Source organism: candidate division KSB1 bacterium (assembly GCA_034506335.1).
Taxonomy (GTDB): Bacteria; Zhuqueibacterota; Zhuqueibacteria; order JANLFK01; family Oleimicrobiaceae; genus Oleimicrobium.
The window spans coordinates 1-14674 of record JAPDPR010000044.1 but is presented as its reverse complement, the minus strand read 5'-3'; the positions used below and the strand labels follow the sequence as shown (position 1 = coordinate 14674).

The following is a 14674-nucleotide window of genomic DNA, read 5'->3' as shown; positions in this document are numbered from 1 at the left end:
TGGGAAGACTGGCAGATTCTGCTGCCAGCTTGGCATCTTTGGCAGAAGGGAAACATTCCCAAACGGATACTTCCCAGCTATTTGATTTTGTGTTGGTTGAAGGGCTTATCCGCGATCTCTCTGTTCTGGCACGTTGCTTGCAAATTAACACTACGACAGGGCAATACAAAGCGAAGGAGGTGAAAGATATGGCGTTTGAGGATTGGGATGTTCTGCGTGAGCGGGCACTGCGCCGCGCCGAGCGGTGGGCGCGCTGGTTAAACGAAATGGGGCTGGGCGAGTCCGAGAAGATTGATGAGTGCAATTGGGCGCCGCGGATGGATGTGGTGGAGACCGAAGGCGAGTGGGTGGTTTCCCTAGATCTGCCCGGGGTCAAGAAGGAAGATGTGAAGGTTAACTACCACGACGGTCTATTGGTGATCAGCGGCGAAAAGAAGCGGGAGACCACCACGGCTCCCTACCTGAGTGAACGGGTCTATGGCCGGTTCTGTCGCAGCCTGCACGTTCCGTCAAGCATCGACCCAGCGCGCATCGAAGCGCAACTGCGGGAAGGAGTGCTTAGGGTGGTGCTGCCGAAGAGCGAAGCAGCTAAACCAAAGTCGATCGAGGTCACTGCAGAATAGGCGGAGAAGCGACCGCACTACGGGGCTCGTGGATAGCCTGCGGGCCCCGTGGTATTTTTTTGCCGTAATGGCAGGGAACCAAGTATAGACAAAGACGTTGAAAAAGTGAGTTCTGTTGCGTAGGCACTCATTAGCAGGAGGAGAAGCCGCCATGTTATTCTTTTCCCCTTACGACTGGCTCTTGCTACCGGCCATTGCTTTGGCAATGTACGCGCAGTTCAAGGTTAGGTCCACTTTTAGCCATTACAGCCGCGTACGTGCTGCGGCGGGTATGACCGGAGCGCAGGTTGCGGCTAACATTTTGCGGGCCAATGGGATTAGCGACGTCAACATAGAGGAGACGGGGGGTACGCTCTCCGACCACTACGACCCGCGTAAGAAAGTGCTGCGTCTTTCCTCGGGCGTGTACAGCTCGGACTCCATCGCGGCCTTGGGGGTGGCGGCACACGAGGCTGGACACGCCGCGCAACACGCCACCGGATACCTCCCATTGCGGTTGCGACATAGCCTGGTCCCGTTGGCGAATTTTGGCTCCAGCCTTGCAATCCCACTTTTCTTGGTGGGCTTGATGCTGGGCGCGGTGGGCTTAATGAACCTGGGTATCCTCCTTTTCTCCGGCGCGGTACTTTTCCAGGTCGTTACTCTGCCAGTGGAATTTGATGCCAGTCGTCGGGCCCTTGCACAACTACGCTCTGGTCATCTGCTGCGCGAGGAGGAGCTTTCGGGTGCGCGACGGGTACTCAGTGCTGCTGCTTTGACTTACATTGCTGCCACGGCGGTCGCCGTGGTCCACTTGCTCCGCCTGATCATGATGCGCAGTTCACGTGAGTAAAAGGAAAAGGGTGGCTTGTCGGACGCCGTGCGGCTTCTTGCTTCCTCGTGGCGGCGCACCACTCGGGTTTTTGTTTGAGTCTCAGTGAGAGGCACGCGGGCAAGTACACAGTCCTGACTGTCAAGAGTCTGCCACGTCGGGTACCGGTTCTGTCATATCTGGCAGAACCGGTGTCATTTTTGTGTGCGCCCCTTGAAACTTTGTAAACAGTTGCAAATGCGTGGGTTAGTTGCTGTGCTCTCGTTTGGCACGCAGCTTGCAAATTAGCTGGGCGAAATTCAGACGGGGGTTGGTCAATAGAGAGCTTTAGGTGTAAGGAGGTGAGAATCTATGGCAATCGTGAGATGGCGTCCGTGGCGTGATCTTTACCGGCTGCAGGAGGATATGGACCGCTTCATCGATGATTTCTTCCATGGTTTCCCCGGCCGTGAAGTCGAGACCGGGATGTGGAGTCCGAGCGTGGACATCTGCGAGACCGAGGATGCGGTTGTAGTGACCGCGGAAGTGCCCGGCATGAAGAAGGACGACATCAAGATTTCCATCCAGGACAATGTGCTGATGTTGAAAGGGGAGAAGAGGCAGGAAAAGGAGTCGAAACAAGAAAACTACCATCGCTTGGAGCGGGTGTATGGAAGCTTCCGGCGGTCGTTTACCCTGCCTGCCTCGGTTGATTCCTCCAAGGTGAAGGCCTCTTACAAGGATGGGGTGCTCCGAATCGAGTTGCCCAAGAAGGAAGAGGCTAGGCCGAAGGAGATCCCTATCACGGTCCAGTGACCCACTTGGGGCGGGCCCATAGATCCTCCTGAACCGTGGAATGGACAGGCGCCTTAGGCGCTACGCAATCTCATGAGTACCCCATCTCACGTGGGGTACTCATGTTTTGTATACACGGAGGGGTTTGTCATCGGAGCCGAAGGGAAGAGAGGGAAAGACGGTGGTACAACAGGAAGATGATGTAACTCGAGTCGCCATTGACTCTGGAGATGGTAAAACTGAGCGTGAGCCTGCCGGGGAAGTAATCCCAGTGCAGGTCATTGATAGTGAAATGGGGCACAGGCAAGATCGCCAGGGCGAGGACGGGGCCCAAAGGTACCTGGAACAATTGCAGCGCCTCCAGGCGGAGTTTATCAACTACAAACGCCGGGTTGAGCGGGAGCGGAGTGACTTTGCCGCCCAGGGGAGGCGTGAGGTGCTCACGGCGCTCTTGCCGGTGCTAGACGATTTTGACTCTCTGCTCGGCTACCACACCACCGCCGATGATTCCGTGGCCCACGGCCTGCGGGGAGTTGCCGAGAAGCTCCAGCAGGTCCTGGCAAGAGAAGGGCTGCAGCGCTTTGGGCAGGTCGGCGATCGCTTTGATCCCGAACTGCATGAGGCAGTGGCAACTGCTGCCTGTGCGCCGGATCAGGAAGGGATGGTGGTGGAGGTGTGGCGCCCGGGCTATCTGGTCGATGGCAAGGTGTTGCGAGCGGCGAAAGTAAAGGTCGGGCGGGCAGAGCCCAATAGTCAGACGTGAATATGCCCAAGCGAGATTACTATGAAGTGTTAGGGGTCAGCGAGAACGCCACTGCTGAAGAGATCAAGAAGGCTTACCGGCGTTTGGCAAAGCAATACCACCCAGATGCCAATCCTGGCAACAAGGAAGCTGAGGAGAAGTTCAAGGAGATCTCTGAGGCACACGCGGTTCTCAGCGACCCGCAAAAGCGCGCCCAATACGATCAGATGCGCCGCCTTGGCGCCTTCGATGCCGCCGGTTCTGGTGGTTTCCGCGGCGCTGGTTTCGACTTTTCCGACTTGGCCAGCATCTTCGGCGGCCGGCGCTCTGGAACACGGCGCTTTTCCTTTGAGGATTTCGGCGGATTTGGCGGCCTGGGCGATCTGCTAAGCCAGTTCTTCGATCAGAGCGACCTGTTCGGTACTGGGGGGCGAGGCCGCAGTGCTGCCGACCTGGAGGTCCATCTGGATGTGCCGACCGAAGTAGCACAACAGGGCGGCAGGCAGAGCTTCAGCGTCGAGAAGCACGAGCATTGCAGCGCTTGTGCAGGGCAAGGCGGCGAAGATGCCCACATGTGCCCCAACTGCGGCGGAAGGGGCCATGTCCTCTCCAGCCAAGGTTTCTTCTCCGTCAGTCGCCCCTGTCCCAGATGCCTCGGGCGTGGGGTTATCTACAGCAAGCTCTGTCGCGCCTGCGGTGGCAAAGGGGTGCGCAAGGTGCGAAAGACCTACAATGTGCGTATCCCCGCGGGCGCGCACGAGGGTATGAAGCTACGCCTTAGCGGTCAGGGCGAACCTGCGGGGCCAGGGGGGGTAAATGGCGACCTGGTGGTAGTTCTCCACGTGCGCGACAAGGGTTTCTTCGACGTCCGGGGCGCAGACGTGCATTGCGAGGTGACTATCGATCGCCGCCACGCTGAGCAAGGTACCAGATTGCGCGTGCGGACTTATGATGGACGCAAGGTGGAGCTGAGAGTACCGCCTGGCACCAAGGACGGCGCTGTCTTCCGGCTCAGCGGATTGGGACTGAAAGCCGACGGGCGCCAAGGGAACCAATACGTGAAGATCAGGGTCAGAGAATAAAATTGGGCGGTTAATGTCGGCGTTTGTCATCAAGAGATGAGCATAACAGGGAGGAGATGCCATGACGAGGAAAGCAAGAGGCGTTTTGTTTGGCGGCATTTTGCTCGGCATTGTAGTAGGGCTCATAGTAGCTGCCAAACTAGACTGGACACCGCATGGGCTGGCCGACCAAAGAGGTACCGCCACACTGACCGTCGTCCCTGCCCAGGCGTCCCTACCCACTGCAGACCAGCGGGCGTTGGCCGACGCCGTCAACAGCCTCTATGTGGGTATCGTGGAGCGCGTCAGCCCCGCGGTGGTCACTATCATAAGTGAGAGCAAAGTGATGCGGCGGAACCCGTTCGCGGACCTCTTCAACGACCCCTTCTTCCGGCGGTTCTTTGATTTCCCTCAGCCAGAAGAAGAATTGGGCCAGGTGTTGGGTTCTGGAGTGGTCGTGAGATCGGACGGCTACGTGCTCACAAACCACCACGTCATAGCAGACGCGGTGAAGGTGAGAGTAACGCTCGGCAAGGACCAATACAAGGCGAAAATCGTAGGGAGCGATCCCAAGACTGACATTGCGGTGCTGAAGATCGAGGATAGTAGGCAGTTTGCCATAGTGCCCTTTGGTGATTCAGACAAGCTGCGGATAGGGGAAGAGGTGTTGGCGTTCGGTACCCCATTCAGCCCAAAGTTGGAGAGATCGGTGAGCAGGGGCATTGTGAGCGCGAAAGGGCGCGCAGACCTGCCCATCCAGGGGAGTGAGATAAGGTACTTCAACTTCATCCAGACCGATGCGGCGATCAACCCCGGGAATAGCGGTGGCCCTCTGGTGAACCTTTACGGCGAGCTGGTTGGGATCAACACGGCCATTGTGGGGCAGGCAAATGTAGGCATTGGCTTTGCCATCCCTGCAAACACGGCCAAGTGGGTCATGGAACAGCTCATCGAGAAGGGCCAGGTGACGCGTGGCTGGCTCGGGGTCCTAATCCAGGATGTGACCGCACCCATGGCCAAGGCGCTTAAGATGGACTCGCCGCGTGGGGTGGTAGTTTCAGAGGTGGTCAAAGACAGCCCAGCGGAAAAGGCTGGACTAAAGGCGAGCGACGTGATTCTGGAGATCGACGGGGTGCCTGCGGAGAACAAAGACCAGGTCTCCGCGCGGATTGCCTCTACGCCTCCGGGCACGAAAGTGTCACTGACAGTGCTGCGGCGCGGCTCTACCCGCCGGATAGAGGTGACGTTGGGCACGTTGCCAGAGGAGGAGACGACCACCCCCCGCATCGCGGAAAAGTCGAGCACAAAACTGGGCTTTGCCGTACAGAACCTGACTGACGAACTGGCGGCGCGGTACGGCTATCAGGGCCAGGAGGGAGTGCTCGTGACCGATGTGGAGCGCGGCAGTGTAGCGGCAAGCGCTGGCCTGCAGCCGGGACAGCTCATCAAGGAGGTGAACCAAGTGCCAGTGCGTACTGTGCGCGATCTGGAACAGGAGCTGGACAAACTGGGTCCTGGCGACCCCCTGCTGTTGCGCGTGTATTACCAGAAGCGGAACCTGTTCATAGCCATGCAAATCCCCGAGGAGTAATGCTCCTCCTTTCATGCGATGGAACGATTTGGAACTGAGGAAGTGACGCCATGCCAACGTACGAGTATCGCTGTACACAGTGCGAGCACATGTTCGAGGTGTTTCAATCCATCAAAGACGAACCGGTCAAGACCTGTCCGATGTGCGGCGGCGCGGTGCGCCGTCTGATCGGAGGCGGAAATGGGCTCATTTTCAAAGGGAGCGGCTTCTACATCACCGACTACCGGAACAAGGGCCGGTCGTCAGGCAAAGACGACTCGGGTAAGAAAGGAAGCTCTGGTGGCGGGGAGTCCGACTGAAGGGCAAAGATTGTCAGATTGCCTGTCATAATGGCAGGACTGCAGCGCGCACCCTTTTGGGGTGCATCTGGAATGTGAGGTCAACTCTTGTTTTTTCAGGGCACAATGCCTATGTCGTACCCGTTCCCGCGAAGTGGCACGCCTTTTGAACCTGTAAAGAAAAAGAACGCTTCGCGGGAAGGTACTCGCAATAAACCGGAAAAGGAGGTTTGAAGCATGGGAAAGATAATCGGCATTGACTTGGGAACCACCAACTCCTGTGTGGCGGTTATGGAGGGCGGCGAACCGGTGGTTATCCCGAACGCAGAAGGTTCGCGGACTACACCGTCAGTGGTGGCTTTCACCAAGACTGGTGAGCGATTAGTGGGGCAGGTGGCGAAGCGACAGGCAGTGACCAATCCTGAAAACACCATCTACTCCATCAAGCGCTTCATGGGCCGCCGTTACGACGAAGTCCTGGACGAGATCCAGCAAGTGCCCTACAAGGTCGTGCGCGGCAAGAATGACGTGGCACGGGTAAAGATCGGGGACAAAGAGTACTCACCCCAGGAAATCTCGGCCATGATCCTGCAGAAGATGAAGCAAACCGCTGAGGATTACCTGGGCGAAAAAGTCACCGAGGCCGTGATCACCGTGCCTGCGTATTTCAATGATAGCCAGCGTAATGCCACCAAAGAGGCTGGCGAAATTGCGGGCCTGAAGGTGCGGCGTATCATCAACGAGCCCACCGCGGCTTCGCTGGCTTACGGCTTGGACAAGAAGAAGGACGAAAAGATCGCCGTGTTTGACCTTGGCGGTGGTACGTTCGACATCTCCATTCTGGAGATTGGCGACGGAGTTTTCGAGGTTAAGGCGACAAACGGTGACACCCACCTGGGTGGCGACGACTTTGACCAGCGGATTATCGATTGGATCGTCAGCGAGTTCAAGAAGCAGGAGGGCGTGGACCTGTCCAAGGACCCCATGGCCCTGCAGCGCCTAAAAGAGGCGGCGGAAAAGGCCAAGTGCGAGCTGTCGACCGTGACGCAGACAGACATTAACCTGCCGTTTATCACCGCCACCGATACGGGTCCGAAGCACCTGAACATGACTCTGACGCGCGCCAAGTTCGAGCAGTTGTGCGATGACCTGTTCCAGCGCACCATCGAGCCGTGCCGCATTGCGCTCAAGGATGCGGGTCTCACCGCGGCCGACATCGACGAGGTGGTGCTCGTGGGTGGCGCGACGCGCATGCCGAAGGTGCAGCAGATTGTGCGCGAGCTGTTCGGCAAGGAGCCGCACAAGGGTGTAAACCCGGACGAGGTGGTGGCAGTGGGTGCCGCCATTCAGGGTGGCGTGCTCGCCGGTGAGGTCTCCGATGTGCTGCTCCTGGACGTGACGCCCCTGTCGCTGGGCATCGAGACGCTGGGAGGCGTGTTCACCAAGCTCATCGAGAAGAACACGACCATCCCCACGCGCAAGACGGAGATCTTTTCGACCGCAGCAGACGGTCAAACCTCGGTGGAAATCCACGTGCTGCAAGGTGAGCGGCCTATGGCGGTGGACAACCGCACGCTTGGTCGGTTCCACCTGGACGGCATTCCACCGGCGCCACGCGGTGTTCCGCAGATCGAGGTCACCTTTGACATCGATGCCAACGGCATCCTCAATGTGAGCGCCCGGGACAAGGCCACTGGCAAGGAGCAGTCCATCCGCATTGAGGCTTCCACTGGCTTGACCAAAGAGGAAGTGGAGAAGATGGTCCGCGATGCCCAGCAGCATGCCGCGGAGGACAAGAAGCGGCGCGAGCTCGTAGACACGCGCAACATGGCCGACAATGCCGTGTACCAGACGGAGAAAAACCTTAAGGAGCTCGGTGACAAGATCGACAGCGGCAACAAGAGCAGGCTGGAAAGCGCCATGGAGCGCGTCAAGCAGGCCATGAAGGGCGACAACGTGCAGGAGATCAAGTCCGCAGTGGACGCTCTGAACCAGGCCTGGGCCGATGTCTCCTCGAAGCTTTACGAGCGGACCACGGCTCAACAACGTGCCTCTTCTGCCCAGGGAGGCGAACAGGCTCAGGAAGCGGACTATGAAGTGGTGGATGATGACAAGAAGGGTAGTTGAGAGTCAGACTTTGCCTGTGAATGCTTCTGTATAGTGTGGGTTGCAAGGGCGAGGAGGTGTACTTCTCGCCCTTTTCGCAGCATAGATTTCCTAGGAGGATGATGATAGATGATTTCGTATGACAAGTTGACGATAAAGACTCAGGAGGCGGTACAGCGCGCGCAGCATTTGGCTGGCGAGCGTGGACATCAGCAGATCGAGCCAGAGCACCTTCTGTATGCGCTGGTGGAGCCTGTGGATGGCATTGTACCTGCCATTCTCAAGAAGCTCGGCGCCAACCCAGGTAGGGTGCTCGAAAAGCTAGGGGTTGAGCTCGAGCGGTTGCCCAAGGTGAGTGGTGGACTCGGACAGATCTACATCTCCCCGCGGGCCAATGAGTTGTTGGAGAAGTCACTCAAAGAAGCGACGCAGCTACGCGACGAGTACGTGAGTGTGGAGCATCTGCTACTGGCGGCCAGCGAGGACAAAGGGCCGGCAGGTCGGATTCTGCGCGAGGAGGGGGCTTCGCGGGACGCTGTACTTCAGGCGCTGCGCACGGTGCGGGGGACTCAGCGAGTCACTGACCAGACGCCGGAGGACAAGTATCAGGCCTTGCAACGTTACGGGCGAGACCTGAACGACCTTGCCCGGCGCGGTAAGCTTGACCCCGTGATCGGACGCGACGAGGAGATTCGGCGGGTGCTGCAAGTTCTGTCGCGCCGGACCAAAAATAACCCGGTGCTCATCGGCGAGCCGGGTGTAGGGAAGACGGCCATCGTAGAGGGGCTGGCGCAGCGCATCGTGGAGGGCGACGTCCCGGAGAACCTGAAGACCAAGCGCATTATCGCTCTGGACCTGGGCGCCCTTGTGGCGGGGACCAAGTTCCGCGGCGAGTTTGAGGAGCGGCTCAAAGCGGTGCTACGAGAGATTCAGGAGGCTGAAGGGGAAATCATTCTCTTCATCGACGAGCTCCATACTCTGGTGGGCGCAGGGGGCGCCGAGGGCGCAGTGGACGCCTCCAACATGCTCAAACCGGCTCTGGCGCGGGGTGAGCTGCGTTGCGTGGGAGCTACGACCCTTGATGAGTACCAGAAGTACATCGAAAAGGACGCCGCTCTAGAGCGCCGCTTCCAACCGGTGTACGTGGACGAACCCAGCGTTGAGGACACCATCTCCATCCTGCGGGGACTTAAGGAGAAGTACGAGGTGCACCACGGGGTGCGGATTCAGGACGGCGCGCTTATCGCCGCTGCCACTCTCTCAGATCGTTACATAAGTGATCGCTTCTTGCCGGACAAGGCTATCGACCTTATCGATGAGGCGGCTTCTAAGCTGCGCATCGAAATCGACAGCATGCCCGAGGAGCTCGATGAGGTGGAGCGGAAGATCAAGCAGCTGGAAATCGAGCGCGAGGCCCTCAAGAAGGAGAGCGACGATGCCTCGCGCAAGCGGCTGGAGGCGGTGAATGCCGAGCTTGCCAACTTGGACGAGCAGCGCAAAGAGTTGCGCGCGCACTGGGAGCTCGAGAAAGGAACCATCATGCGCATCCGGCAGATAAAGGAGGCCATTGACCAGGCCAAGACGGACATGGCCAAGGCCGAGCGCGAAGGGGACTTGGCGCGCGCGGCCGAACTGAAGTACGGTCGCCTCACCGAGCTGCAGAAGCAGCTGAACGAGCAGAACGCGCAGCTCATGGAACTCCAGCGCGAGCGCAAGATGCTCAAAGAGGAGGTGGACGAGGAGGACGTCGCCGAGGTGGTCTCCAAGTGGACCGGGATTCCCGTGAGCCGCATGTTGGAGAGCGAACGCCAGAAGCTGCTCAAGATGGAGGAACGCATCCACGAGCGCCTGGTTGACCAGCACGAGGCGGTAGAGGCAGTGGCCAACGCCATACGACGCGCGCGCGCGGGGCTGCAGGACGAACATCGACCGATCGGGTCGTTCATCTTCTTGGGTTCCACAGGCGTGGGCAAGACAGAGCTGGCGCGGGCCTTGGCCGAATTCCTGTTCGATGACGAGCGCGCTATGGTGCGCATCGACATGTCTGAGTACATGGAGCGGCACTCGGTCTCCAGGCTCATCGGTGCCCCGCCCGGCTATGTGGGGTATGAGGAAGGAGGGCAGCTGACCGAGGCGGTGCGTCGGCGGCCTTACTCAGTCGTGCTACTGGACGAAGTGGAGAAGGCACACCCTGAGGTGTTCAACATCCTCCTCCAGGTACTTGACGATGGCCGGCTGACCGACAACAAGGGCAGGACCGTCAACTTCCGCAACACGATCCTGATCATGACTTCCAACATCGGCGCGCCGCTGATCATGGAGCGCACGCGGCAGGTGACCGAGGAAAACCGCGCCGCAGTGCACGCGGAGCTGAAGGAAGAAGTCATGCGCCTGTTGCGGCAGACCCTGCGGCCGGAATTCCTCAATCGAATCGACGAGATTATCCTGTTCCAGTCGCTGACCAGGGATGACATCCGGAAGATCGTGGAGCTGCAGTTCCGCCAGGTGCAAAAGCTGCTTGCGGCGCACGGTATCAGCGCCGAGCTGACGCCCGAAGCGGCCGAGTATCTTGCCGAGCGGGGCTACGACCCTGCCTTCGGAGCACGCCCACTGAAGAGGCTTATCCAGAAGGAAGTGGTGAACCCGCTTTCTGCCAAGATCCTGGAAGGCTCCATTGCCCCCGGCCAGACGGTGGTCGTCGGCTGCAATGAGAAAGTGCTTGATTTTCGGGTGAAGAATCGATAAATTTCGCGCGGGTTTTGTTCTTAGTGGGAACAGAACCCGCGCTGTTCTTTTTTAGGGCTAGTGACCGGATGCGTGGCGACGATTGAGGGATGGTTCACTCAGGGAGGGCACAGATGAGGCGCATGAGATTGACGTCGACTGCTGTGCTACTGATGCTTGCCGTTTTCGGCTGTGGTCCACGGCAGACTGCAGAGCAGCTTTACTCTCAAGGTGAAAACTTTGAGCTCAAGGGGAGCCAACTTGACGAGCAAGGCAAGGCCGATGAAAGCATGGCCATGTACAGGGAGGCGGCGAAGAGCTATGAAAAGCTTGTAGCCAAGTATCCCCAGGCTCCAAAGAGCCCTGAGGCTTTGTACAAGTTGGGCACCTTGTATTTCAATAACCTCAAAGACGCCGAAAAGTCCATCGACGCCTATCGCCGTCTTGTTGAGAAGTATCCGAACTGTCAATGGGTGGCCCAGTCGCTGTTCATGATCGGTTACCGCTACGCCAATGACGTGAAGGACTTTGACAAGGCGCGCGAAGCTTACAACCGTTTTCTGGAGCAGTATCCCGACCACGAGCTGGCCCTCTCGGTGAAGTGGGAGTTAGAAAACTTGGGCAAAGACCTGAGCGAGATCAAGTTCTTGGAGGATCTTGGGCAGGAGACAGCGCCTTCTGTGAGCAAGTAGTGTCAGCGCCGCTGACGTAGGATGGTCGTTTGATGTGGCCGATCGGTCCCCTCGTGCGAGGGGATGCCGGTCGGCTTTTTCTTGCCTTTGCGCGGCTGGAACTTTTGCTCACGGAGGCCGGTATATACCAACGAGTTTTGCGCGCGACAACGGTGGAGAGGCATGGGTAAGGCTTGTACTTTCTTGGTAGTTGCGCTGGCGGGAGTGACACTCGGGGCGAGGGCGCAGGGCCTCGATGTCTTCGACGGCATCAAGGCGACGGCGGCGGTTAGTGCCACACGGGTGCCCCTCAATCGCACGGTCACCGTCACGCTCACTGTGGAGTGGGCGGGCGCGTTGGACCAGTACGCGATTGACGATGTGTCGCCGATGGTCTCTAACCTGGAACTGGTGGCGACGGCCAGCGCCAATCGGGTGGGGGAAAGTGACGGCCGGCCGTACGCCCTGCGGCAATACGAGTTCACCTATCGCCCACAGAGCCTGGGCATGGCCTATGTGGAAGCCATGGTCGTGAACTACGAGGAGCGTGCGACCGGTGCGCGGAGGAGCGTGGTCACACCGCGGTTGGAGGTGCGTGTGGTTGACCCTGTCCCAGAGTCCGGCCAGCGGCGGCTCCCGGTGCTGTGGGTGGTCGTGGGCGTAGTGCTCGGAGCTGTCGCTGGCCTTTCATTTTGGGCGCTGAAGGAGAAGCAGGCACGGCGCCGGCGGGAGCAACAGGCGCAGCCCGCTGCACCCCTCGAGGAGGCGCTGTTACAGGAACTTCGCCAGGGTGTGAACCCCACTTCACCGGGCATGAATCCGAGAGAGGCCTCCGCATTCCTCTCGCGGCTATTCCGGCGCTACTTGAGCGAAAAGTACGCTTTTAGGGCGCTGGAAGCCACAACGGACGAGCTTCTCACGTGGCTGAACCAAGCGGGGCTGGAGCAGCGGCTGGTTGAGGAATCTTCTGAGATCCTGCGCCAGTGCGACGTGCTCAAATTCGCCGGCCCTAGTGCCGGTGACCCGGCGACCGTTCAGCGACTCTACACCCTTGTGGAGGGTATCCTGGAGCGCAATCTGCGCAATGGCCCGACTCTTCAATCAGGCACCTGAGCCTCATTTTGCTGCCAGAACGGACCAGACTTACACCGAAATCCGGAGGGACGCTGATGCACGTCGACATTGAGGCCGTACACCGCAAGATCCAGCAAGAGAGTACGTTTGTCGAAAAGATCACCAACGAAGTGGGCAAGGTCATTGTCGGCCAGAAATACATGATCGAGCGCCTGCTCATCGGGTTGCTCTCCAACGGGCACGTGCTTCTAGAAGGGGTGCCTGGATTGGCCAAGACGATGGCAGTCAAGACCCTTTCAGCCTGCATCAATACCAAGTTCCAGCGTATCCAGTTCACCCCGGACCTTCTGCCGGCGGACTTGATCGGAACGCTGATCTACGACCAGCGTACCGGCAGTTTCACGACCAAGAAAGGGCCCATCTTTGCCAACCTGGTGCTGGCCGACGAGATTAACCGTTCGCCGGCCAAGGTGCAGTCAGCACTCCTGGAAGCAATGCAGGAGCGGCAGGTCACCATCGGCGAGCAGACGTTCAAACTGGACGAGCCGTTCCTCGTGCTGGCCACGCAGAACCCCATCGAGCAGGAGGGCACCTACCCGCTGCCGGAGGCGCAGGTGGACCGCTTCATGCTGAAGCTGGCCATAGGTTACCCTAACAAAGAGGAAGAGCTGGAGATCATGCGCCGCATGACTAAGGATGAGGTGCCCCAGGCCCAGGCGGTGGTCTCTCCTGCCGAGATTGTCAAGGCGCGGGCAGTGGTGCGCGAAGTCTACATCGATGAAAAAGTGGAGCGCTATATCATCGACATTGTCTTCGCCAGCCGAAATCCGAAGGAGTATGGCCTGGACGAACTTGAAGACCTCATCGCCTACGGTGCATCGCCGCGTGCCTCGATTTACCTTTCGCTGGCAGCGAAAGCGCATGCTTTCTTGCGCCATCGCGGGTACGTGACTCCGGAGGATGTGCGGAGCGTAGGCATGGACGTGCTGCGCCACCGCATAATCCTTACCTACGAGGCAGAAGCCGAAGAGGTGACCACTGAAGATGTCGTGCGCAAGATCCTCAACAAGATCGAAGTGCCGTGATCCACGTCGCCTCTCACCCTTTGCCCTGATGCATAGATGATCCCGAAAGAGATTCTCAAGAAGGTCAAGGCAATTGAGATCCAGACCCGCGGCCTGGTCAACGACGTATTTTCGGGAGAATATCACTCCGTATTCAAAGGCCGAGGGATGGACTTTGCCGAGGTGCGCGACTACCAAGTGGGCGATGACATTCGCAGCATCGACTGGAACGTCACGGCGCGCATGGGTCACCCATACGTGAAGGTCTTTGAAGAAGAACGCGAATTGACGGTGATCCTGCTGGTCGATGCTAGCTCCTCCGGCAACTTTGGCTCGGTGGAGCGGATGAAGGGCGAAATCGCCACGGAGATCTGCGCGCTCTTGGCTTTTTCGGCTATCCGCAACAACGATAAGGTGGGCCTTATCATCTTCTCCGATCGTATCGAGAAGTTCGTGCCGCCAAAGAAGGGCAAGACGCACGTGCTGCGCGTGGTGCGGGAGCTCTTGTACCATCGGCCGCAGGGGACAGGCACTGACATCGCCGGCGCCCTCGAGTACCTGAGCCGGGTGCTCACCCGACGGAGCGTGGTCTTCCTCGTCTCGGACTTTATCGGGTCCGGCTACGAGAAGGCGCTCCGTGTGGCCAATAAGAAGCACGACGTGGTGGCGATGACCATCACTGACCCGAGGGAGCTCTCGCTGCCGGACGTGGGTTTCATCCAGCTGGAAGATGCCGAAACGGGCGAAGTGGTGCTCGTGGATACCTCCAGCGTGGGTGTGCGGGATGAGTTTCGGCGGCGTGCCATTCGTGACAGTGAGGAACGTGCCCGCATGTTCCGGGCGATAAACGTGGACTATGTGGATATTCGCACCGATCAGTCCTACGTCGAACCCCTCATTCGCTTCTTCCGCATGCGGGCGAAGCGTTTCCGGTAGACGGCGAACAACCGCAAAGGAGGCAATTGCATGAAGCGTTACGGCCTAATTGCCACGGTAATGGCGATACTTGTCGCACTGGTGCTGGTGCCCACGGGTTGCAGGAGGAAGAGTCCCAGTGCCAACCCGGAGTTGGTAAGGGAGTTTGCCAATGTGCTCTACAACCAACAGCTGTTCAAGCAGGCGATCCAAGAATACGAGCGCTACCTGAGCCAATTT

At 58.8% G+C, this 14674-nt stretch carries 14 protein-coding genes; all 14 read left to right on the top strand.

The annotated features are described in order from the left end of the window. The first annotated feature begins 188 nt into the window (after positions 1-188). A complete protein-coding gene (locus tag ONB25_11925) occupies positions 189-623 on the top strand; it encodes an Hsp20/alpha crystallin family protein (protein ID MDZ7393592.1) in 435 nt (144 codons plus the stop codon). Positions 624-774: 151 nt separating this feature from the next. Beyond that, positions 775-1455 carry a zinc metallopeptidase gene (locus ONB25_11920; protein ID MDZ7393591.1) on the top strand — a complete coding sequence of 227 codons (681 nt, stop codon included), beginning with the start codon at positions 775-777 and terminating at the stop codon, positions 1453-1455. 330 nt (positions 1456-1785) lie between these two features. Then, positions 1786-2229: an Hsp20/alpha crystallin family protein gene (locus ONB25_11915; GenBank protein ID MDZ7393590.1), complete on the top strand. Its 444-nt coding sequence runs from the start codon at positions 1786-1788 to the stop codon at positions 2227-2229. Positions 2230-2479: 250 nt separating this feature from the next. Next, the gene (locus ONB25_11910) at positions 2480-2971 is read left to right on the top strand and encodes a nucleotide exchange factor GrpE (GenBank protein ID MDZ7393589.1); all 492 of its coding nucleotides are present in this window, start codon (positions 2480-2482) and stop codon (positions 2969-2971) included. Between the two features lie 2 nt (positions 2972-2973). Beyond that, entirely contained in the window at positions 2974-4032 is a 1059-nt protein-coding gene (locus ONB25_11905) for a DnaJ domain-containing protein (GenBank protein MDZ7393588.1), read from the top strand. 61 nt (positions 4033-4093) lie between these two features. After that, on the top strand, positions 4094-5602 hold the full coding sequence (locus ONB25_11900; protein ID MDZ7393587.1) for a Do family serine endopeptidase: 1509 nt from the start codon (positions 4094-4096) through the stop codon (positions 5600-5602). A 50-nt stretch (positions 5603-5652) separates the two neighbouring features. Continuing rightward, a complete protein-coding gene (locus ONB25_11895) occupies positions 5653-5901 on the top strand; it encodes a zinc ribbon domain-containing protein (GenBank protein ID MDZ7393586.1) in 249 nt (82 codons plus the stop codon). Between the two features lie 216 nt (positions 5902-6117). Continuing rightward, complete coding sequence (gene dnaK, locus ONB25_11890) at positions 6118-8007, top strand: molecular chaperone DnaK (GenBank protein ID MDZ7393585.1); 1890 nt, start codon at positions 6118-6120, stop codon at positions 8005-8007. A gap of 111 nt (positions 8008-8118) precedes the next feature. Continuing rightward, complete coding sequence (clpB, locus tag ONB25_11885) at positions 8119-10731, top strand: ATP-dependent chaperone ClpB (protein ID MDZ7393584.1); 2613 nt, start codon at positions 8119-8121, stop codon at positions 10729-10731. 113 nt (positions 10732-10844) lie between these two features. Further along, positions 10845-11402: a tetratricopeptide repeat protein gene (locus ONB25_11880; protein ID MDZ7393583.1), complete on the top strand. Its 558-nt coding sequence runs from the start codon at positions 10845-10847 to the stop codon at positions 11400-11402. Positions 11403-11564: 162 nt separating this feature from the next. Further along, complete coding sequence (locus tag ONB25_11875; protein ID MDZ7393582.1) at positions 11565-12494, top strand: hypothetical protein; 930 nt, start codon at positions 11565-11567, stop codon at positions 12492-12494. A 56-nt stretch (positions 12495-12550) separates the two neighbouring features. Beyond that, the gene (locus tag ONB25_11870) at positions 12551-13540 is read left to right on the top strand and encodes an AAA family ATPase (GenBank protein ID MDZ7393581.1); all 990 of its coding nucleotides are present in this window, start codon (positions 12551-12553) and stop codon (positions 13538-13540) included. A 36-nt stretch (positions 13541-13576) separates the two neighbouring features. After that, positions 13577-14455 (top strand): DUF58 domain-containing protein, encoded by an 879-nt coding sequence (locus tag ONB25_11865; GenBank protein ID MDZ7393580.1) that lies wholly within the window; start codon positions 13577-13579, stop codon positions 14453-14455. A 30-nt stretch (positions 14456-14485) separates the two neighbouring features. Then, positions 14486-14674: hypothetical protein (locus ONB25_11860; protein MDZ7393579.1), on the top strand; the 189-nt coding region annotated here is incomplete at its 3' end.

Coding starts and splice junctions, on each gene's coding strand:
- ONB25_11925 (MDZ7393592.1), top strand. CDS start 189: ATGGCGTTTGAGGATTGGGATGTTCTGCGTGAGCGGGCACTGCGCCGC.
- ONB25_11920 (MDZ7393591.1), top strand. CDS start 775: ATGTTATTCTTTTCCCCTTACGACTGGCTCTTGCTACCGGCCATTGCT.
- ONB25_11915 (MDZ7393590.1), top strand. CDS start 1,786: ATGGCAATCGTGAGATGGCGTCCGTGGCGTGATCTTTACCGGCTGCAG.
- ONB25_11905 (MDZ7393588.1), top strand. CDS start 2,974: ATGCCCAAGCGAGATTACTATGAAGTGTTAGGGGTCAGCGAGAACGCC.
- ONB25_11900 (MDZ7393587.1), top strand. CDS start 4,094: ATGACGAGGAAAGCAAGAGGCGTTTTGTTTGGCGGCATTTTGCTCGGC.
- ONB25_11895 (MDZ7393586.1), top strand. CDS start 5,653: ATGCCAACGTACGAGTATCGCTGTACACAGTGCGAGCACATGTTCGAG.
- dnaK (MDZ7393585.1), top strand. CDS start 6,118: ATGGGAAAGATAATCGGCATTGACTTGGGAACCACCAACTCCTGTGTG.
- ONB25_11880 (MDZ7393583.1), top strand. CDS start 10,845: ATGAGGCGCATGAGATTGACGTCGACTGCTGTGCTACTGATGCTTGCC.
- ONB25_11875 (MDZ7393582.1), top strand. CDS start 11,565: ATGGGTAAGGCTTGTACTTTCTTGGTAGTTGCGCTGGCGGGAGTGACA.
- ONB25_11870 (MDZ7393581.1), top strand. CDS start 12,551: ATGCACGTCGACATTGAGGCCGTACACCGCAAGATCCAGCAAGAGAGT.
- ONB25_11865 (MDZ7393580.1), top strand. CDS start 13,577: ATGATCCCGAAAGAGATTCTCAAGAAGGTCAAGGCAATTGAGATCCAG.